Source organism: Paenibacillus sp. FSL K6-1096 (assembly GCF_037977055.1).
Lineage (GTDB): Bacteria > Bacillota > Bacilli > Paenibacillales > Paenibacillaceae > Paenibacillus_AQ.
The window spans coordinates 957,380-978,236 of record NZ_CP150274.1 but is presented as its reverse complement, the minus strand read 5'-3'; the positions used below and the strand labels follow the sequence as shown (position 1 = coordinate 978,236).

Genomic DNA, 20,857 nt, shown 5'->3' with positions numbered 1-20,857 from the left:
ATGAGTCAAAAGGTACTGATTGTTGATGACGAAGACGTTCTGCGGATGCTGATCGAGGATACGCTGGAGGAACTGGAGGATGTGGAGATTCATACCGCCGAGAATGGTGTAGAAGCCCTCGGACGGCTTGCGGCGGAGATGTATGATCTGGTGATACTGGATTATATGATGCCGGAGATGACCGGAATTGAGGTGCTCAGCGAGCTGGATGCTGAAGTGAAGCAGCGTACGCCGATTATGATGCTGACGGCCAAGGCCCAGGAAACGGACCGTAACCTGGCAAGGGAGGCGGGGGCCCGCTACTTTATGCCGAAGCCGTTCAGCCCGATGGAGCTGCTGCAGCTCGTGGAGGACATCCTCAGTGAGAAACCGTAAACCCTCCGATCCGAGCATCAAAACCAAGTATTTCCGCACGATTCTCACCCTGTTCGCGGCTGTTGTGGCCGGCGGGATCGGGCTGTTCTTCTATATCAGCGTGCACCAGGAGAAGCTGGAGGATGACCGCAAGGAGCTGATACATAAGACAGAGGTAATTAACGATCTGGCAGCGATGCTGAGCGAGCTGTTCTTCCGGGCCAGAGGGTATGCGGCCACTCAGAGCGGAAATGAGCTTAAGCTGCTGAAGACGGCTGTGGAGGGGCTTGACGGCGTGCTGGAGAGATACTCCCTGCTTAAGCTGTCGCCTGAAGAGATACAGTACGGGGATAACCTGAAGCTGTTCTATAGCCAGTACAAAAGCGAGACTCTGCCAACGGTGATCCGCCTGGTGGAGAACAATGATTATACGGGAATCCGCAAGCTGTCCGAGAGCGGCAGCACCCGGGCTGTGAATGATTATCTAAGGTACACGAAGCAGTTCTTAGCCAATTCGGATACGCAGCTTAAGGATATGACCTCCCGCTCGATCAGGCAGGCGGATCTGTTTACAGGCACCGCCTTTGCTTTTAGCGGCTTGCTGCTGTTATTCTTCACACTCTTGATCTGGCGGATGCTCCGCACGGTGGTTGATCCGGTGGTAAGGCTGGAGGAAGCGACGAATTCACTGGCCGCCGGGGAGGCTGTTCTGCTGGGCAAGCTCCATAAGCGGGATGAGATCGGCCGGCTCTATGATGCCTTCCTGAATATGGCGCGGAGCATCCAGGACAAGGAAGAAGAGCTGACGATGCAGAATGAGGAGCTTCATGCCCAGCAGGATGAGCTGCAGGACCAGCAATTCCGGCTGGAGCGGTCGCTTAGTGAGATCGAGAGCATGATGAAGGCGCTGGATCAGACCTCAGCCGTAGGCATCCTGACAGACAAGGGCGTATTCACCTATGCCAATGATAACCTGAGCCTCTATACAGGCTACAAGAATGCCGAGATTATCGGGTACACCTTCCGCCTGTTTGAGCTGCATAATATTACGGAGCTTCAGGTGGAGGCGATGATCCGCAAGCTGTCGACAGGCGGCGTCTGGAGCGGGGAGACGGAGCTTACAGCGAAGGACGGGGCACCGCTCTGGCTTCAGCTGACGATCATGCCGTATTTGAATGATGAGGGCCGGATCTACCAGTACATTCTGATTGCCAACAACATCACCTCCATGAAAAGCGTACAGCAGGAGCTGGCCGAAACGCTGAAGAGCACGGAGCAGACTACGATCATGCTGGAGCTGAACAATCAGCTGAACCATGAAATCACATATACCCTGGACAAGCAGGAATTCGCGGAGAAGTTCAACCGGTTCATGAACCGGCTGTATTCGTTCGATTCGAGCTTTTTCCTGCTGGTGAAGGATAAGATCGCAGTTGTCAAAGGGGTGCCTCCGGAGAATGTGGAGCGGTATCTGGACGGGAACAGCCAGGAGATGCTGTACCGGCTCAGCCAGGAGAAGTCCTACATTGTGAAGCGCGTAGGCACGCCCAGCGAGCAGGGGATTGCTGCCAAGGAGGTCTATTGCTATGACTTCTACACAACGGTCGTTAATGCGGAGGACGAGATTCTGGCGGTCTTCAGCGGGACACGCATCGGCCATTCCTTCACGGACGAGGAGAACAGTGAAATCCAGGGGATTATGATCCGGGTGGCGCTGGCGATTGAACGCCTGTTCATGTATGAGGAAATTGAGAATGGCCGCGAGCTGAACCGCGATATCGTCAACAATGTCAATGAGGGTATCCAGTTCGTCAACACGGAAGGGGTTATCCAGCATATCAACAAGGCGCTCAGCCAGCTGTTCAGCTATGAGGACTGGGAGGAAGGGATGCTGATTCCGAAGGAGCGCTGGATGGATCACTTCACAGACCGGGTGAATGAGTCAGAGGAGCTGAGGCGCTTTTACCAGATAGCAATGTCGCCGCATACGGTAGATTCCAGCACGATGAAATACTCGCTTGGCAAAGAAGAGATGAAGCATGTAGATGCGTATGCCATTCCGGTCTTCCGCCGGGAGGTCCGTGTCGGGACGTTATTCGTCCACCGTGACATCACCCGCGAGTATGAGCTGGATCTGATGAAGTCGGAGCTGGTCAGCACCGTTAGCCATGAGCTGCGGACCCCGCTGTCCAGTGTGCTGGGCTTCACCGAGCTGCTGCTGTCGCGGACGATGAAGCCGGAGAAGCAGCTCAAGTACCTGGAGACGATCCACAAGGAAGCGAAACGCCTGACCGAGCTGATCAATGACTTTCTGGACCTGCAACGGATGGAGTCGGGCACGCAGCTCTACAATGTGGAGAAGGTCAATCTTAGCGAGACGGTCTTAAGTGTGATTGACCAGTATAAGCTGAGCGGGACGCATCATATTCTGCTGGAGGACGAGGCGCTGAATGCAGAGGTCGAGGTGGACAAGGACAAAATCATCCAGGTGCTGACCAATCTGCTGAGCAATGCGATCAAGTTCTCGCCCGGCAGCAATGAGATCAAGATGATGCTTCATAACGAGCCAGGCTCCATTGTAGTTCAGATTCAGGATCACGGACTCGGGATTCCGAGGAACCAGATCGGGCAGCTGTTCCAGAAATTCCGCAGAGTGGACAACAGCGCCTCGAAGCGGATCGGCGGAACTGGCCTCGGGCTGGCTATTTGTAAGGAGATTATTGAGAAGCAGCAGGGGACCATCGGCATTGAATCTGTGGAAGGCGAAGGCTCGACCGTCTGGTTCCGCCTCCCGGTGCTTGAAGCGCAGAGCGGCCATTCCGAAGACGAGCATCCCCATCGATGGGGGACGGGCAAGGAGCAGAAGCCGGATGTCATGATCGTTGAAGATGATTACAGCCTGTCGCTGCTGCTCTCGGAGGAGCTGAAGGGCAAGGGCTTCCGGGTCACCCACCATTACCATCCGCAGAAGGCCTTCGATCAGGCGCTCAAAACCCCTTTTGTAGCCATTATTGTAGATTTGATGCTGGGGGACGAGCTGGATGGCTGGGATCTGATCCGGATGCTGAAGAATGATCCGCGCACGGAGCAGGTGCCGATTGTGATCTCCTCCGCGCTGGATAAGGACGACAAGAGCATGATGGCCAATGTGCAGAAGTATCTGACCAAGCCGTATCCGCCGGGCGAACTGTCGGGCACGCTGCAGGAGATCGTGGATATTCAGCTGAAGACGGGCGAGGTGCTGTTCCCGGATGACGGGGAGAGCGGGCATGGAGCGCCGTTTGGCTGGAGCCAGAGTGAGTAGTAGGGGAACAAGTCTCTTTCGGGGGGCTTGTTTTTTTGATTTGACTGGTGTGCGTAAGCGGGCCGAATGTATGCGGAAAACCGAACACATTCGGCATTGCATGGGTACGTGGGCCAAATGTAATCCCGAACACATTCGGCGTTGCGTGGGTGGGTCCCCGCAAAGTACATGAGTCATCATCGGGGATAAAGCTCCACTTGGCGGGGGATGTTTCTGGGAAAACTTGCTTTAGAGCCTACTCTAAGGTTTATAGTAAATGTGAAGCAGCCAATCTTGCAGGAATGAAAGGGAGGAATTGCGTTGAAGTACAGTTATTTGGGCAAATCGGGTCTTAAGGTCAGCCAGCTGTGTCTCGGGACAATGAATTTCGGGCCGGAGACGGAGGAGAAGGAAGCCTTCCGGATAATGGACGCTGCACTGGATGCGGGGATTAACTTCTTCGATACGGCCAATGTATATGGCGGCCAGGACCGCCGGGGCTGGACAGAGGAGATTATCGGACGCTGGTTCCAGCAGGGCGGCGGACGGCGCGAGAAGGTTGTGCTGGCCACCAAGGTCTATAATGACATGTTAGATGAGCAAGACGGTCCCAATTCAGGCTCCGGCTTGTCTGCCTACAAGATCAGACGTCATTTCGAAAGCTCGCTGAGACGTCTGCAGACGGATCATATCGAATTATACCAGATGCATCATATCGACCGGAATGTGTCGTGGGACGAGCTGTGGGGAGCTTTTGAGGTGCTTGTGAACCAGGGCAAAGCCGACTACATCGGCTCCAGCAACTTCGCAGGCTGGCATATTGCTGTAGCTCAGGCGAAGGCGAAGGAGCGCCACTTCCTTGGCCTTGTCTCCGAGCAGCATCTGTACAACCTGCTGGAGCGGACACCGGAGCTTGAAGTGCTGCCGGCCTCCAAAGAGCTGGGGCTGGGTGTGATCCCGTGGAGCCCGCTGGCCGGGGGACTGCTGGGACGCAACGCCCTCTCCAAGACAGGTGTGCGCAGCGCCCGTTCGGCCAAGCTGGAGCAGCACCGCAGCCAGCTGGAGCAGTTCTCCGCGCTCTGCAAGGAGCTGGGCGAGCATGAGGATCAGGTTGCGCTTGCCTGGGTGCTGGCGAATCCGGCAGTAACTGCGCCGATTATCGGACCGCGTACCATCCAGCAGTTCGAGGACTCCCTGCGGGTGGTTGACATCGAGCTGGATGAAGCTACGCTGAAGAAGCTGGACGAAATCTTCCCCGGACCGGGCAAGCCGGCACCGGAAGCCTACGCCTGGTAAGCCGGTTTCAGCAGATTCACCTGACTCTACGGGTTCAGTAAATAACAGCCGGAGTGTTCCTGAGGGAATTCTCCGGCTGTTTGCGTGCGCCCGGTAAGCGGTCTCCGGGAGGCAACTGGCAGCCGTCAAGATGAAAATGCCCTTCCGCCTGTGGTAGACTGGTTCTGGGTTAATCAGCAGGCGGAACAGCAGGAAGGGGAGGGGCAGATGTTATTTTACTTTATAGCCGGCTTGGTGCTCGTCCTGGATCAGGCGGCCAAATGGATCGTACGCACCCACATGGAGCTGGGCGAGACGATTCCGTTCTGGAGTCCGCATGTGCAGTTTGTCTATTATGAGAACAGCGGCGCCGCCTTCAGCCTGTTTCAAGGCTACGGGCATTACTTTGCCATTGTCGCTGTCTTGTTCATCGCAGCCGTGTTCTATTACCGCCGCCAAGGGCGAATCCGCGGTCCGCTCCTCGAAGCAGCCAGCGGGTTTCTGGTCGGAGGGGCCGCAGGCAACGGGATTGACCGCGCTATCTATCATCAGGTCACTGACTTTCTGGTCTTCGGAGAGAATGGCGGGATTCTGAATCTGGCCGATCTGGCGATTAATGCCGGCGGCCTGCTGCTCGCCGTTTATCTCTTATGGGACTATGTGCGGAGCAGGATAGCCCGCAGGAGCTTTTAAATGCCGGATTCCGGCCGGGCGGACTATCATTTTATCTGATGCAAGTTATTACTATTAGTAATGAAACCGGCTAAATCATAGCATTTCACTATGATTTAGCCGGTTTTTGTGCATTTTATGCATGTATTTGGCATTTATCCTATTTAATGCTTGTTATAAGCATCGTTGCCCGTTTGGCAGTATTGTGTTAGCCTGAGTTCATGATACGCAGAGGAATGAAGATTGCACGTTAAGGAGAGGTCAATATTGTTGCAATTACAAGTTACGAACAGCCCTTTTAATGAGCGCCAGGCGGAGCTGCTGAACCAGCTCCTGCCGACGCTGAGTCCATCCCAGCAGGTCTGGCTGAACGGGTATCTGTCGGCTCTGGCGCTGCAGAACAGTGTAGCGCAAGACGGCGCAGCGGTTCCGGCAGCTGCTCCTTCCTCCGGCGATGCAGCACCACCTGCGGCAGCCGCCCTGCCGCAGGTATCGCGTGAAGTGACCGTATTGTTCGGCTCCCAGACCGGCAACTGCCAGCGGCTGGCAGGAAGCCTCTCCCGCAAGCTGGAGGAGCAGGGCTTCAAGGTTACAGTGAGCGCCATGAACAGCTTCAAGCCTGCCGGACTGAAGAAAGTCGAGAATCTGCTGCTGCTGGTCAGCACCCACGGGGAAGGGGAGCCGCCGGATAACGCGCGGGCCTTCCATGAATTCCTCTACAGCAAAAGAGCGCCGCAGCTTCCAGGCCTCCGCTTCTCGGTACTCGCACTCGGCGATACCTCCTATGAATTCTTCTGCCAGACCGGCAAGGACTTCGACCAGCGGCTGGAGGAGCTGGGCGCACAGCGTATAAGCCCGCGTGCCGATTGCGATCTGGATTATGATGAGCCGGTTGCGGACTGGTTCGGCCAGGTCCTCAGCGCTCTGAACGGCGTTCAGAATGCTGAGGGAATCGCCGAGGCAGCGGTCCAGGCTGCCGGGACCGCCGGTTCACCGGAATCTGTCTATTCACGGAATCATCCTTTTCATGCCGAGATTCTGGAGAACCTGAATCTGAACGGGCGCGGCTCGGACCGGGAGACACGCCATCTGGAGCTGTCGTTAGCCGGCTCGAACCTGACCTTCGAGCCGGGAGATTCGCTTGGCGTCTATCCGGAGAATCACCCGCAGCTGGTGGAAGACATCATTGCCGCGATGGGTTGGAGCGGAGATGAACGCGTTCCGCTGAACAAGAAGGGCGATGAGGGGACCCTGCGTGAAGCGCTGCTGCGGCACTATGAGATCACTGTGCTGACCAGACCGCTGCTGGAGCAGGCGGCGAAGCTGGCCTCCACACCGGCGCTGCAGGAGCTGCTGGCCCCGGAGCGCCAGCAGGAGCTGAAGGACTATATCCAGGGCCGCGACCTGCTGGATCTGATTCAGGACTATGCGCCATGGACGGTTCCGGCAGCCAGCTTCGTAACGGTGCTGCGCAAGCTGCCGGCCCGGCTGTATTCAATTGCCAGCAGCTTCAAGGCTAACCCGGATGAGGTTCACTTCACCGTCAGAGCTGTGCGTTACGAATCGCACGGGCGTGAGCGGTATGGGGTCTGCTCGGTGCATTGTGCTGAACGGGTACAGCCGGGAGATACCCTGCCGGTCTATATTCAGAGCAATCCGAACTTCAAGCTGCCCGCAAGCCCCGATACGCCGATTATCATGATCGGTCCGGGCACAGGCGTTGCTCCGTTCCGCTCCTTCCTGGAGGAGCGCGAAGAGCTGGGTGCGCAGGGGCGGTCCTGGCTGTTCTACGGTGACCGGCATTTCGTGACTGACTTCCTCTACCAGACGGACTGGCAGCGGATGCTGAAGGACGGGGTCCTCAGCAGGCTGGACGTTGCCTTCTCGCGCGATACGGAGGAGAAGGTATATGTACAGCACCGTATTCTGGAGCAGAGCAAGGAATTATACAGCTGGCTGCAGGAGGGGGCGCATGTCTATGTATGCGGCGACGAGAAGCATATGGCTCATGATGTCCACTCCGCATTGCTTACAGTGATTCAGCAGGAAGGCGGGCTCAGCCCCGAAGCGGCGGCCGCTTATCTGGAGACACTGCAGCAGGAGCAGCGCTATCAGCGTGACGTCTATTAAGAGGGAATCAGCGGAAGGAGAGGATCAGCGATGGCGAACAAGGAATCAGCGGTGAAGCCGATTGGCGGGCCGCCGAGCGATGTTGAACATATTAAGCAGGAGAGCAATTATCTGCGCGGGGCGCTGGTGGAGACCCTCAGCAATCCGATTACGGGAGGACTGCCGGAGGATGATAACCGCCTGCTGAAATTCCACGGCAGCTATATGCAGGATGACAGGGATCTGCGCAATGAGCGGGAGCGCTCCAAGCTGGAGCCGGCGTATCAATTCATGCTGCGGGTGGTCGCGCCCGGAGGCGTGGCGACTTCTGCACAGTGGCTTGTGCTGGATGATCTGGCCCAGAAGTACGGCAATGGCACGCTGCGGCTGACGACACGGCAGGCTTTTCAGATGCATGGGGTGCTGAAGTGGAATCTCAAGAAGACGATCAAGTCCATTAACGACACTCTGATGACTACGCTGGCCGCCTGCGGCGACGTGAACCGGAATGTCATGAGCGCTCCGAATCCTTATCAGTCTGAGGCTCATGCCGAGGTGTATGAGTGGGCCGGACGGATCAGTGATCATCTCGCTCCGCGTACCCGGGCTTACCACGAGATCTGGCTGGATGGCGAGAAGGTGGAGGACAGCAAGGTAGTGGAGCCGATCTACGGGCCGGTCTATCTGCCCCGCAAGTTCAAGATCGGGCTGGCGGTGCCGCCGTCCAACGATGTCGATGTATTCTCCCAGGATTTAGGCTTCATTGCCATTCTGGAGGACGGCAAGCTGGCCGGGTTCAATGTCTCGGTCGGCGGCGGGATGGGCATGACGCACGGCGATACGAGTACGTATCCGCAGCTCGGACGCATTATCGGCTTCTGCCGGCCGGAGCAGATGATTGATGTGGCGGAGAAGACGGTCACCATTCAGCGGGATTACGGCAACCGTTCGGTCCGCAAGAATGCCCGCTTCAAATACACGATTGACCGCCATGGTCTGGACTGGTTCAAGGACGAGCTGCATGAACGCCTCGGCTGGGCGCTGGAGCCTGCGCGTTCGTATCACTTCGACCATAACGGGGACCGTTACGGCTGGGTGAAGGGAACAGACGGCAAATGGAATCTGACACTCTATATCCAGAGCGGACGGATTCAGGACCAGGAGGGCTACCTGCTGATGACCGGCCTGCGGGAGATCGCCAAGATTCACAGCGGAGACTTCCGGCTGACGCCCAACCAGAATGTGATTATCGGCGGGGTTACCCAGGCGAAGAAGCGCAAGATCACGGAGCTGGCCAAGAAATTCGGACTGACTGACGGGGCCCATCATACCGCTCTGCGCAGAAGCGCGATGTCCTGTGTGGCGCTGCCGACCTGCGGGCTTGCTATGGCCGAGGCGGAGCGTTATCTGCCGCATCTGCTGGATAAGCTCGAAGTCGTCATTGACGAGGCAGGCCTGCGGAATGAAGAGATTGTAATCCGCATGACCGGCTGCCCTAACGGCTGCGCCAGACCGGCGCTCGGCGAGATTGCCTTCATCGGCAAGGGGCCGGGCCGCTACAACCTGTATCTGGGTGCAGGCTTCACCGGGGACCGCTTGAACAAGCTCTACAAGGAGAACATCGACGAGCAGGAGATTCTGGCGACCCTGGGGCCGATTATACACCGCTATGCCAAGGAACGCAGCACCGGGGAGCGCTTCGGGGACTTTGTGATCCGCGCGGGATATGTCAAGGCGGTCACCTCGGGACTCAATTTCCACGATTGAGGACTGCCGCCTGTTGAAGAAGAAACGTTAGTCATGAGCCTGTTTTCTGCTCTTTTGCGGCGGAAACAGGCTCATTTGTTATGCAGATTTGGATTTTCTACAGTTTTCTTTCATAATATAGAGTAGCACTACCCCATTATAGACAAGAGCCATTATATACAGTGAGTAATGGATTCTGTACAGAAGAGGCGAATTGAATGATCATTATGAAGACGATGGAAGAAATTGAGAAGATGCGTGCAGCCGGCAAAATCCTGGCGGAATGCCACCGGGAGATTGCCAAGTTGATTAAGCCGGGCATTACCACCTGGGAGATTGACCAGTTCGCCGAGAAATTCATCCTCTCGAATGGCGCAACCCCGGAGCAGAAGGGCTATCACGGTTATCCGTATGCCACCTGCGCTTCTGTGAATGATGTCATCTGCCACGGCTTCCCGAAGCATGAGGAGCTGAAGGACGGCGATATTGTCACGATTGATATGGTGGTCAACCTGAACGGGTGGCTGGCGGATTCGGCCTGGTCCTACGCGGTGGGTACGATTAGTGAACAGGCGGAGAAGCTGCTGGCAACGACCAAAGAATCCCTCTTCAAAGGCATTGAGCAGGCCGTAGCCGGCAACCGCATTGGGGACGTAGCCCATGCCATCCAGGTGTATGCTGAATCGAACGGCTATTCTGTCGTCCGTGACTTCATCGGGCACGGCATCGGCTCCGAGATGCATGAAGCGCCGGAAGTGCCGCACTACGGCCCGGCGGGCAAAGGTCCGCGGATCAAGGAGGGCATGGTCTTCACGATTGAGCCGATGCTCAACACCGGCAGCTACCGGACGAAGGTGGATGCGGACGGCTGGACCGCCCGGACGATAGACGGCGGCTTGTCGGCACAGTATGAGCATACGCTGGCGGTGACGCCGCAGGGTACGATTATTTTGACGGAGCTATAGGCTTAGAAGCGCAGCAAAGGCAGGACTGTCCCGCGGACGGCCCTGCCTTTGCTGCGTCTTCATCATAGAATCAATCGGTAATATTCCGGGTGTAGTACTCGATGATATCCTTGCGCCGGATAATGCCGAGGAAGACTCCGCTGTCATCCACCACCGGAACGAAGTTCTGGTCGGCAGCCAGGGTCAGCATATCCTCCATCTGGGCGTGGATCTCCACGCTCTCGTTATGCACATGACGCTGAATGGTGCTAATGCTCACCCCGGCCATATTCTCGAAGCTCAGGCCTTCGGTGTTCTTCAGTTTCCACAGCAGGTCGCCCTCCGACAAGGTCCCAACATATTTGCCTGCCTCATCAATAATCGGAATCGCCGAGTAATAATGATTCTCCAGCTGTTCGAGCGCTTCCCGCATGGAGATCGAGGAGGTGATGTACGCCACCTGATCCTTGGGCAGCAAGAAAGAGGATATTTCCATAGGTCAGTCTCCTTTACAGAAGGATGGGGTTCATAACTTATTACAATTAAAACATAGAACAGGATGTAAGCGCATCAAAAATCAGGTTACAACTTTGAAATCGTCCGCCAGCAGGCCCACATGAAAAAGGATATGCCGCTCTCCCGGGGGAGAAGCAGACATATCCTGAGCGTGTGTCAAAGGGGCAAACAGCAAGTCTAGCCGTTCGTTCCGTTATCGTGGCTAAGCTGCCAGTGAATGCCGAATTTGTCCTTCAGATTCCCGTAGGCCTTGCTCCAGAAGGTCTCCTGCAGCTCCATGTGCACCGTTCCGCCCTCTTTCAATTTGCTGAACCAGTGACGAATTTTCTCTTCATCGGCATCTGTCACCGTCAGGCTGACATTATTCCCTTCCGTAAAAGGCATTCCCGGGAACACATCAGAGAACATCACCGGGCTTCCGGCAATCATCAGATTGGCGTGCATGACGAGGTGCTTGGCTTCCTCCGGTACAGGATGGGACGGATCAGGCGGAGCCTCGCCGAAGGTCATGATATGCGGGGGTTCGGTCCCGAACACTTCAGCGTAATATTCTACAGCCTCCCGGGTATTGCCATTGAAATTCAGGTACACATTGATTGCCACATCTGTCACTCCTCTTATGTTGAGTTAAGGCAAGCACATTACGGTCCCATTGTATCATGCGCTTGTCTTGAGACAAATATCCGGGAGGGGGTGTGTTATCAGCGCGATGGACAAGCTGGAGGAGCTGCAGGGGTGGTTAGTATATTCTCTACCCAAGTATAACAACGTTCCAGATCTTCTGTGGAGATGAGATCTGAGCGGTGCTCGAACATGATTTTCACTTCGCTGTTCTCGTCACGGATGATGTTGAGATAGTCTTCGATGGGGGTTCAGCCCTCGTCGGTGCTTAATTCGGGCAGGACCGGATAATGGCTGTGCTGGATGCTTTCATTGATCTGAACATTCGACAGATAGATCAATGCAGCATATTTGGTGTATTTTCTCAGAAGGGCACGCGCATCGAAATTGGGATCAAGCTTATCCTGCTGATACAATCGGCTGGTGTGCAGACATAACTTAACATCTGGAAAGGCAAGCAAGAGCTGTTCCAGAAAGTCATGCAGGTAGAAGTAACTGTTCAGTCCGTTAAATTCCAGTTTGGGCTGAAACTGGTACTCCCTGCTCTTTGCGCTAAGCCATTCAAAAGAGATACCTGCTATGCTGTATCAGTTCGTTTAAAGAGAGGTCCCCCTCATAGATATATTCCTTCCGGTCTGCAAACCGCCAATTGCTCCAATCTGCCCGAGGGCCTAAAATAACCGGTTTAGAATAATGAAATAATATGTAAACCGGCCGAAGCTTCACCATATAGTCCAGTTCTTCCTGAATGTGGTGGAACGCTTCGGAACGTTCGTAAGCATCCGATGAGAGGAACAAAGCACCTCTTAGTCTTGCAGGATTGGCGCGGAGCGGAAAATGGACTCCGGTTGAAATCCATACTTCTGTACGGCTTCCAGCAGCGTCCGGCAATCTTCTTCCGCCCTGAAAGAACAAGTCTTGATTCCATAGAATTCAGCTTTGAAATCCTTGTGAAACTTGCTGTAATCAAATCCTCCATATTGACCAATCATAAATCGCTGCATTTCTTACACCTCACATAGTTTAATTCAACATACGTGATAAGTAATTCGCCGTAATACAGTTTTTACATGCAATTCATCATTAGGCAAGCTTAATGTTCACCACCCAAGAAGAAATATTTCTCTGAAATTAATCTCCAGGTCGGTTCATCCACAATACCATCTGCTGCCGGCAATCTCTTTTTGAAGAGTTTTTGAAATTGAATGACTGCTTTCTCGGTTTTTTCGTCAAATAGATTAGATGAATCCAGCAAGGGAATAGAAGTATAGCTTTTGCCGATAACATTCAGATATTTCTTCAATGTACCGACACCTTGGTGGGTCATTCCTTTTTTTAGAACACCCGGGTATGAATTGGGCAGAGTATCGACCCGGTTTGCTGTAAGAATCTCAATGTCAGAGCCATAGAATGCCTTCAAAATCTCCAGATGATTTTTGCCTTGTAATGCATAATGGTTGCTCAGCAGTTGGCCCATCCCTTTATTCTTGCAGGGAGCCTTAGCACAGTACTGTGAAAAATACGGCTGGATCTTTTCTCCTTTGCGGATGTATTTATCGAAATACTGGTCGATGATACGATCAATTCGTTCATTCGATGTCTGCGCAGGCGGATAGTTCTGATCAAAAGCTGTAGAGTTTGTAATATTGAAATTGTAGCCTTTATCTGTATATACCTCCGTATACATCCGATTAAGGGCAAAGGAATTCACTGCCAGCACGTTAGCGATAATCGCCTGCTCCGCCAGATTTTTCATCCCTCCGAATTCTTTCGCACAGACCCGTTTCAGATAATTTTTATACGTATCCTGAATGATTCTTTTATTATTTACATTTATGCGCTCAGCATAGGGATCTACCTTTCCTAAAAAGATATCAATAAAAGCCGGTACAAAGGGCATAATGTACATCGGCATAAATCCTAAAACAGACTCATTAATTCTATCGGGGAGATGCGAAGCTTCAGGCTGCTCCACCATACTTTCTGCATGTTCAGCAGAGTTGTTCTCTGACAACTGAATCTCGAACCCGCTTCTTTGCGTCAGAGCTTCTTCTAACTGAAGGATGTAGCTGAGTTCGTCATTATTGTTCGTTACACTATCAGCATAAATTTGAATACCGATTTTAGTATAAGTGTAGCTGGTTTCTGCACGGTTTCCAACAGGGGGGATCTCTACGGACAGATCATATTTTTTATAAGGTCGCCAAGGATCTTCACTGGAAGAGTGGACGGTTTGCAACTCAATAGCATTGATCTGTCCTTGCCTGTCGGTCTCCAAAATCTTTACAATTCTACTGCTTCGATGTTCAGTAATGGTCACCTTGGCACCTTCAATTGGATCACTGGGGTTACTCCCATTAATTTCGATGTTCAATAAGCCGCTAGCGGATGTTTCTGCCATCTTTTCTTTCACCTCTTTAGAATGATTGTACCAACAAAACAAAATGGATAATCTTATGTTGACGTTCCGCCGTTGCCGGTATACGGAATGTTATATGCCCATTTGTGAATAAATTTGCAAGTACATTTGAGGATTGCTTTTCTTTTTTTGCATTGCTTTTCCTCTTTCTTCTTAAAAAATCTATCTAATTCAGAATCACAAATTCAGCCACTTTTGCATAGCCTGAGCAGGAATAATCTGGTGCTCTATCGAATAATAGCGAATATCAACAAAATTCGACTTTATAACTACATAACTAAGCGGGGTCATGCACAATGAACACATGGAAAAAGACATTATTCTTGATCATCACCTTTGGACTGATCTTCTTGCTGCCTCTGCTCGGGAGTGTGGCGAAATGGAAGGGGATGCCGCCCGGCTACGGTGATTTCCCTGCCCAGAAGGTGGAGGCGGACCCGGGATTCAGCCTGCTCTATTTCTCTTTTGCCTGTGTAGTAGCCCTGATCATCACCCTGATTCTGGTCTTCCCCGGATGGTTCGGCTTCAAGAAGACGGCGGAAGCCCCCCGGAAGGCAGGAGCCCCCGTTCCTTATCCGGTGTGGTTCTGGTGGAGCCTGCCGGTGCTGGCGGTGAGCTGGCTGCTGATGTGGGGCCGGGTGAAGCTGTCCATCTCGCTGGAGTATTACACCTTTGTGCCGCTCTGGTGGTCCTTCATCCTGATTCTGGACGGGCTGGTCTACCGGAGAAACGGCGGAGCCTCGATTATCTCGCGCAAGCCCCACGTGATGCAGCTGCTGGCCGTGGTGTCCTGCTTCAGCTGGTTTGCTTTTGAATACCTCAACTTCTTCGTCATTGAGAACTGGTATTATCCCAATAATGAGGTCTTCTCTAACTTCGGCAATGTGTTCTGGTTCTCCTTGTCGTACACCACCGTGCTTCCGGCTATCTTCGAATGGTATCTGCTGCTGAAGACCTTCCGCTTCTTCCGCAGCCGTTACAGCAGCGGCCCGAAGCTGAATGTGTCCCGCAGCTGGCTGATTGTCTATTACATACTGGGGCTGATTCTGGCCTTCGGGATGGGTTATTATCCTTATCTGCTCTTCTGGGTACTATGGGTGGCGCTGGTGCCGATGCTGTCTGCGGCGATGGCACTGGTTGGCTACTGGACCCCCTTCACCCCGGTGAAGAACGGCGACTGGTCGAAGGTGATTCTCGTGGGGCTGGCTACGCTGTTCAACGGCTTCTTCTGGGAGCTGTGGAACTTCGGCAGCGAGTGGTTCCATGACGACGCCCCGACCAATCCGAATTACTGGAAATATTCTGTGCCTTACCTGGACAAAATTCATATTTTCTCCGAAATGCCGCTGCTGGGGTACTTCGGTTATCTGTTCTTCGGGCTGAATTGCTGGATAATCTGGCTGATTGCCGCCTATGTGTTCAAATTTGATGGAGATATTGAAGTTGCGGGAGAAACCCGCTAGAGGTGGAGTCCAATGATTGCGAATACCAATTACGAGGTCCTGGAGACCATTTCAGATCATCCTGCCAAAGCGGTATACCGGTGCAGCGAGGGTTCCTCCGGCGGAACGGTTATTCTGAAGGTGCTGAAATCGGAGTATGCCGGAACGGAAGCGGTCCTGCGCTTCAAGCAGGAATATAAGCTGCTGGCAGAGCTGAGCGGACAGTCCACTGGCGTGATCCGCCCCTTGAAGCTCGAAGAGAAGAACGGGCTGTACATGATGGTGCTGGAGGACATTCACGGACGTTCGCTCAAGCGGATACTGGCGGAGGAGCAGCCGGACGAGGCGGAATTACTGAAGCTGGCCGTTAAGCTTACGGATATTCTGGCCTCTATCCATGGGCAGAATGTGATTCATAAGGATATTAAGCCGTCAAATATCATCTGGAACCGCGGGCAGGACATCGTGCAGGTTATCGACTTCGACCTTGCCGTCAAGCTGCCCCGGGAGACCAGAGAGTTCCAGAACAGCGGTGTGCTGGAAGGAAGTCTGCTGTACATCTCCCCAGAACAGACCGGGCGGATGAACCGCAGCATTGATTACCGCAGCGATTATTATTCCTTCGGGGTTGTGCTCTACGAGATGATGACCGGCATGAGGCCGTTTCAGTCCCCGGAGATGGTGGAGCAGATCTATTCCATCATCGCCAAAGAGGCAGTTCCGCCCGCAAAAGCAACCGGAGGCAAAGTCTCCGGGAGCCTGTCAGCCATCATCATGAAGCTGCTGGAGAAGTCCCCGGAGGACAGATACCGCAGCGCTCACGGCATCAAGAGCGATCTGATGAAATGTCTGGCCGGGCTTGAGGATTTCGCAGTGGGCACGGAAGACCGCCTGGATACCTTCCGTATCCCGCAGAAGCTGGTGGGCAGAGAGGATGAGCTGTCCCTTCTGGAGGAGGCGCTGCGCAGCAGCGTTAGAGCGAATGCAGAGCTGATGCTCATCTCCGGTGATGCGGGAGCAGGCAAAACAGCCCTGGTCCATGAGCTCCACCGGAGCATCAGCCGGGAGCAAGGGCTGTTCGCCGAAGGCAAGTTCGACCAGTATAACAAGAACATTCCCTACAGCGCGATCCTTCAGGCGTTCCGCAGGCTGGTCCGCCAGCTGCTGGACAGCCCGGATGAGGAGGGGACGCGCGAGGCCGGCCGTTACCTGAGCCAGGCACTGGGCGGCAACGGCGGTGTCATCACCGGACTGATTCCTGAGCTGGCCGCCTGGATCGGTGTGCAGCCGGAGGTGGAGCCGCTGGGACCGGCGGAGGAGACGAACCGGTTCTTCCTGACCTTCGCCAGGCTGGTGGAGGGCATCACCCGGGGCGGCCGCCCGCTGGTCCTATTCCTGGATGATGTCCAGTGGGCCGATTATTCCAGTCTGCAGCTGGTGGAGAAGCTGGTGCTGGATTATCATCTGCAGCGGCTGTTTGTCGTCTGCTCCTTCCGGGACAGCGAGATCCATGACGGCCATCCCCTGTTCACCGTCATGGACAGAATCGGCAAGAACCGCAAGGTGGGCCGGATTCATCTGCAGCCGCTGAAGGAGCCGGATATCCGCAGCCTTGTGGCTGGTACGCTGCACAGCAGCCCGGAACGTGTGCAGGAGCTGGCTTACCGGCTGTTCAGACGCTCTAAAGGGAATTCGTTCTTTGTCACAGAGATGCTGAAGGACCTGTACAAAAAGGGAATTATCTATTTCAGCCAGCCGGACGGGGAGTGGCGCTGGAGCCTGGAGCGGATGGATACGCTGCCTATCCATGACAGTGTAGTGGACTTCCTTGTCGGGCAGCTCCGCCATCTGCCGGAGGAGGTCCGCCGTATCCTGATGCTTGGCTCAGCCGCAGGCAGTGTATTCGATTACGGCATCCTGCCGCTGATCGCTGAGGAGCCGCCGGAGATCATCGCGGCAGCCGTTGCCCGGGCGGTGCAGGACGAGTACCTTGTGCCGGCGGATCATAGATATGCGATGTTCTCCGTCACATTGCCTGAAGCGGGCCTGGAGGCCGTGCAGGCCGGTATCCGCCTGAGATTCGCTCATGACCGTGTACAGCAGGCGTTCTACCAATTGATTGATGCCAGTCAGGGGAAGCAGCTTCATCTTCGAATCGGACGGCTGCTGCTGCTGAATCTCGCGGAAGCGGAAGCCGAGGACCGGATTATTGACATCGCCGCGCACATGAATAAAGGGCTGGAGTTCATCACCGAGCCGGCCGAGGTCAATCAGGTCATAGGGCTTAACCTGCGGGCCGCCCGGAAGGCCAAGGCGGGCTACGGGTATGATACCGCCTTCCTGCTGCTTGAAGCGGCAATTGCGTTACTCCCGGCGGATGCCTGGAGCCGGGAGCCGGAGCAGACGGCCGAGATCTACCGGCTGTATGCTGAATGCGGCTATCTGACTCACCATGCTGCAGAGGCTGACCAGGCTTGCCGGCTGCTGCTGGAGCAGACACGCGGCCGGGTGGCCCGTGCGGAGATCTGCGAGATGCAGGCGACTCATTACATGTATCTGGGCATGATGCCGGAGTCGATTGCTGCAGGACGGCTGGGGCTGAAGGAGCTGGGCATCCGAATCCCGGACAAGGTGGGGATGGCTGCGGTGCTGAAGGAGCTGGTGGTGATCAAGGCCGCGCTGCGGGGGAGAACGCCGGAGACGATTTTTGCCGCGCCGGAGATGAAGGACCCGGAGATGAAGCTGGTCATGCGGCTGCTGATTAACTTCATTCCGCCGTCGTTTATTTCAGGCGAGACCGCCCTGTTCGGCCTGGTAGTGCTTAAGAAGGTAGGGCTGACCCTGAAATACGGCAACTCGCCGGAGTCCGCCCTGGCCTTCATCGGCTATGCCATGCTCCTGTCAGGCTTCGGCGATACCCGGGGCGCCTTCGCCTACGGGCGTCTGGGGATCAGAATCAACGACAAGTTCAAGGACCTCCAGTGGAAAAGCGCGGCGCATGTCCTGTATACGCTGTTCAACCATGTCTGGACCGAGCCCTGGGATACGCTGCAGGACTGGTTCGGGGCTTCGATTGATGCCAGCCTGCGGACAGGGGATCTGCTCTATCTGGCCCATTCGGCCTTCTATCTGAATCTCTGGAACCCGTCGATGGACATTCCCGCCCTGCTCCAGGAGAGCAGCCGTACGATCTCGCTGATTGAGAACACGAAATACAAGGAATCGCTGGCTACCGCGCAGCTGGTCCGCCAGTATTATCTCGGGCTGGCCGGCGAACTGCCGGAGCGCACCTCCTTCAACAGTGAGGCCTTCAGCGAAGAGGCGTATCTGCGTGAGCTGGAGGATGCCCGGTATTATTCCGGCATTGCCATTTACTACATCTACAAAATGAAGCTGTTGTTCACCTACGAGCAGCATCACGAAGCCCTGCAATACATCGACCGGGCTTATCCGGTGGCCGGAACGCTGGCCGGGTCTGCTTTTATGGAGGAATTCGCCCTGTACACCTTCCTGAACCTGGCTTATGCCTATAAGGACTTAGGCGCAGGGGGCAAGGCCAAGGCCAGACTGCGGATGCGCAAGGAGATCAGGCGTGTCCGCAAATGGGCAGGGAATTCGCCGGAGACCTTCCGGCAGCATGAGTATCTCATGAGGGCGGAATGGGCGAGGATCTCCGGGAACGGGGAACGGGCCGCCCATTATTACGATCTGGCGATTGAAGCAAGCGAGCAGAGCGGGTTCGTCCGTTACAAGGCGCTTAGCAATGAGCTGGCGGCCAGATTTTATTATGACAAAGGGTTCAAGGAGTTCGCGGCCTATCTGCTTAGACAGGCGGAGTATTATTACTCGGTCTGGGGGGCGAAGGAGAAGATCCGGTTCATCCGGGAGCGGTACCCGGCGGTCGAACAGAGAATCAGCAGCAAGGAGTTCCTGCATGGACGGACGGTGACTGACTATACCGAGAGCATCGATCTGAACTCGATCATCCTGGCTTCCCAGGCTATCTCCAAGGAGATTGAGCTGAACAACCTGCTGGAGGCGCTGATGGAGATTGTAATCATGAATGCCGGTGCCCAGCGCGGGTGCATCCTGATGATGTCAACAGCCAGCCTGCTGGTGGAAGGGGAGTACAAGGCGGATACCGACAAAATCTCCGTGCGGATTCATGAATCGCCGCCGCCTGATTATTTGCCCGCCGCAGTGATCAGGCAGGTGGAGGAGAGCCGGGAGAGCCTGATCTACAATGACGCTTATTCGGAGACTCCATTCGTGAACGATCCCTATATTGTCAAGCACCAGCCGAAATCAATGGTCTGCATGCCGCTGATCAACCAGAACAAGACGATCGCCATCATCTACCTGGAGAATAATCTGGTCACAGGGGTGTTCACCCGGGAACGGATGAAGATCATCAACCTGCTGTCCAGAGAGATGGTGTTCTCGCTGGAGAATGCCAGCCTGTATACGGAGCTGGAGCGTTCAGAGGAGAAATACCGGCAGCTGGTCAGCAATTTGCAGGACGGGGTGTTCGTGACCCGGAATAAGCGTCTGGTCTACGTGAATGAAGCGCTGGCGGCGATGCTGGGCTATCAGGCGGACGAGATGCTGGAGCAGCCGTTCGAGCATTTCATCAGTCCTTCTGAACGGGAGAAGGTTATGCATTATTATGCCAGAAGAGTCGAAGGCAAGCAGGTGCCCGCAGAATACGAGACCCGGCTGATGCACAAGGACAAGAACCGTGAGCTGATTGTCATTCACAAGGTCATCCGGATCATGTATATGGACGAGCCCGCGATTCAAGGGACGGTCAAGGATATTACCGAGCGCAAGAAGGCCGAGGAGGAGCTGCGGCGGCATAAGGAGCATCTGGAGGAGCTGGTGGCTGAGCGGACGAAGGAGCTGGAATGGAATAACGAGGAGCTGAACAAGTATATCGGCATGATCGAGCAAATCTCCATTACCGATGAATTGACCGGACTGTATAACCGCAGATTTTTCAACAAGGTGTTCCTTGAGGAGGTCAGCCAGGCGGCTGCAGAGCAGCGGTATCTGACCTATCTGATGCTTGACATCGATTATTTCAAAAAATACAACGACACGTACGGGCATTACGAAGGGGATTCGGTGCTGCGCCAGGTGGGCGGGTTACTGAAGAAGCTGGCCGAACAGGCGGGCGGATTCGCCTTCCGCCTTGGAGGTGAGGAGTTCGGGATTGTGGTGTCCGGATATACCCCGGACCGTTCGAAGGAGTATGCAGAATCGATCCGGCGCAATATAGCAGAGCTTGGCATCCGCCATGACCGCAGCCCGGAATACGCCAGAATTACCGTATCCATCGGTGTAGCCTCGGTGCGTGCGGACGGTCTTCGCGAGGGGGATATCTATAAGTTGGGCGATGACGCGCTGTACCAATCGAAGGCGGAAGGCCGCAACCGGGTCACTTTGTTCGAGAGATAGAGATACATAAATATAAATC

At 54.8% G+C, this 20,857-nt stretch carries 13 protein-coding genes; 9 read left to right on the top strand and 4 right to left on the bottom strand.

Annotated features, from left to right (window positions below; all coding sequences use genetic code 11):
• From MHI24_RS04395 to map, 7 genes are all read left to right on the top strand, one after another.
• A complete protein-coding gene (locus MHI24_RS04395) occupies window positions 1-375 on the top strand; it encodes a response regulator (protein ID WP_340024353.1) in 375 nt (124 codons plus the stop codon).
• Window positions 362-3,658 (top strand): ATP-binding protein, encoded by a 3,297-nt coding sequence (locus MHI24_RS04390; RefSeq protein ID WP_340024352.1) that lies wholly within the window; start codon window positions 362-364, stop codon window positions 3,656-3,658. Before MHI24_RS04395 ends, MHI24_RS04390 begins: the two co-directional genes overlap by 14 nt.
• 300 nt (window positions 3,659-3,958) lie before the next feature.
• Window positions 3,959-4,933 carry an aldo/keto reductase gene (locus MHI24_RS04385; protein ID WP_340024351.1) on the top strand — a complete coding sequence of 325 codons (975 nt, stop codon included), beginning with the start codon at window positions 3,959-3,961 and terminating at the stop codon, window positions 4,931-4,933.
• A gap of 207 nt (window positions 4,934-5,140) precedes the next feature.
• Window positions 5,141-5,605, top strand: coding sequence for a signal peptidase II (gene lspA, locus MHI24_RS04380; RefSeq protein ID WP_340024350.1), 465 nt, complete (start codon window positions 5,141-5,143; stop codon window positions 5,603-5,605).
• 249 nt (window positions 5,606-5,854) lie between these two features.
• Entirely contained in the window at window positions 5,855-7,714 is a 1,860-nt protein-coding gene (locus tag MHI24_RS04375; RefSeq protein WP_340026596.1) for an assimilatory sulfite reductase (NADPH) flavoprotein subunit, read from the top strand.
• A 30-nt stretch (window positions 7,715-7,744) separates the two neighbouring features.
• Entirely contained in the window at window positions 7,745-9,460 is a 1,716-nt protein-coding gene (gene cysI / locus MHI24_RS04370; RefSeq protein WP_340024349.1) for an assimilatory sulfite reductase (NADPH) hemoprotein subunit, read from the top strand.
• 197 nt (window positions 9,461-9,657) lie between these two features.
• Window positions 9,658-10,404, top strand: coding sequence for a type I methionyl aminopeptidase (gene map / locus MHI24_RS04365; protein ID WP_340024348.1), 747 nt, complete (start codon window positions 9,658-9,660; stop codon window positions 10,402-10,404).
• 70 nt (window positions 10,405-10,474) lie between these two features.
• Here the strand turns inward: map and MHI24_RS04360 are convergent, their stop codons facing one another.
• From MHI24_RS04360 to MHI24_RS04345, 4 genes are all read right to left on the bottom strand, one after another.
• Window positions 10,475-10,879, bottom strand: coding sequence for a CBS domain-containing protein (locus MHI24_RS04360; RefSeq protein ID WP_340024347.1), 405 nt, complete (start codon window positions 10,877-10,879; stop codon window positions 10,475-10,477).
• Between the two features lie 197 nt (window positions 10,880-11,076).
• Window positions 11,077-11,502, bottom strand: a complete 426-nt coding sequence (locus tag MHI24_RS04355) for a VOC family protein (RefSeq protein ID WP_340024346.1) — start codon at window positions 11,500-11,502, stop codon at window positions 11,077-11,079.
• Between the two features lie 824 nt (window positions 11,503-12,326).
• Window positions 12,327-12,524: a hypothetical protein gene (locus MHI24_RS04350; RefSeq protein ID WP_340024345.1), complete on the bottom strand. Its 198-nt coding sequence runs from the start codon at window positions 12,522-12,524 to the stop codon at window positions 12,327-12,329.
• An 89-nt stretch (window positions 12,525-12,613) separates the two neighbouring features.
• Window positions 12,614-13,921 carry a peptidoglycan-binding domain-containing protein gene (locus MHI24_RS04345; protein ID WP_340024344.1) on the bottom strand — a complete coding sequence of 436 codons (1,308 nt, stop codon included), beginning with the start codon at window positions 13,919-13,921 and terminating at the stop codon, window positions 12,614-12,616.
• 314 nt (window positions 13,922-14,235) lie between these two features.
• On the opposite strand from MHI24_RS04345, the gene MHI24_RS04340 reads away from it, so the two are divergent.
• Together MHI24_RS04340 and MHI24_RS04335 are read left to right on the top strand one after the other, a co-directional pair.
• The gene (locus tag MHI24_RS04340) at window positions 14,236-15,402 is read left to right on the top strand and encodes a small-conductance mechanosensitive channel (protein ID WP_340024343.1); all 1,167 of its coding nucleotides are present in this window, start codon (window positions 14,236-14,238) and stop codon (window positions 15,400-15,402) included.
• Between the two features lie 12 nt (window positions 15,403-15,414).
• Window positions 15,415-20,838 carry a diguanylate cyclase gene (locus MHI24_RS04335; protein WP_340024342.1) on the top strand — a complete coding sequence of 1,808 codons (5,424 nt, stop codon included), beginning with the start codon at window positions 15,415-15,417 and terminating at the stop codon, window positions 20,836-20,838.
• Window positions 20,839-20,857 lie beyond the last annotated feature (19 nt).

Excerpts from the sequence above, each read along its gene's own strand:
- MHI24_RS04345 (WP_340024344.1), bottom strand. The coding sequence starts at position 13,921 with ATGGCAGAAACATCCGCTAGCGGCTTATTGAACATCGAAATTAATGGG.
- MHI24_RS04335 (WP_340024342.1), top strand. The coding sequence starts at position 15,415 with ATGATTGCGAATACCAATTACGAGGTCCTGGAGACCATTTCAGATCAT.
- MHI24_RS04395 (WP_340024353.1), top strand. The coding sequence starts at position 1 with ATGAGTCAAAAGGTACTGATTGTTGATGACGAAGACGTTCTGCGGATG.
- MHI24_RS04340 (WP_340024343.1), top strand. The coding sequence starts at position 14,236 with ATGAACACATGGAAAAAGACATTATTCTTGATCATCACCTTTGGACTG.
- MHI24_RS04360 (WP_340024347.1), bottom strand. The coding sequence starts at position 10,879 with ATGGAAATATCCTCTTTCTTGCTGCCCAAGGATCAGGTGGCGTACATC.
- MHI24_RS04350 (WP_340024345.1), bottom strand. The coding sequence starts at position 12,524 with ATGCAGCGATTTATGATTGGTCAATATGGAGGATTTGATTACAGCAAG.
- map (WP_340024348.1), top strand. The coding sequence starts at position 9,658 with ATGATCATTATGAAGACGATGGAAGAAATTGAGAAGATGCGTGCAGCC.
- lspA (WP_340024350.1), top strand. The coding sequence starts at position 5,141 with ATGTTATTTTACTTTATAGCCGGCTTGGTGCTCGTCCTGGATCAGGCG.
- cysI (WP_340024349.1), top strand. The coding sequence starts at position 7,745 with ATGGCGAACAAGGAATCAGCGGTGAAGCCGATTGGCGGGCCGCCGAGC.